Consider the following 234-nt stretch of genomic DNA (forward strand, 5'->3'; position numbering starts at 1 on the left):
ATCGGGTTGGAGCAGCCGCAGCCGTCGCCATGAATGAAATGCTGATATTTTCCACCCAGTCTAAACATGGCAACTCCCAACTAGCGCGATTGCTAAAGACAGCTAGCGGATTGAATTTGACGTTTGAATCCCGACTGAATGAGATGCTGTTTCAAACGTCAAATTTGAAAAATCCAATAGATACCGAAGAAGAAATTCGATCATTGCTATGAGGGTTAAAATCTATGGCCTCGG

Annotated in this window: 1 protein-coding gene; it reads left to right on the top strand. The window is 44.0% G+C overall.

Annotated elements, in window-relative coordinates; genetic code table 11:
- A partial coding sequence (locus F9K94_RS24625; protein WP_210250268.1) for a hypothetical protein occupies nucleotides 1-212 on the top strand: 212 nt, incomplete at its 5' end.
- Between the last annotated feature and the right edge of the window lie 22 nt (nucleotides 213-234).

The sequence above is a fragment of the Brucella tritici genome, from assembly GCF_008932285.1.
GTDB lineage: Bacteria > Pseudomonadota > Alphaproteobacteria > Rhizobiales > Rhizobiaceae > Brucella > Brucella tritici.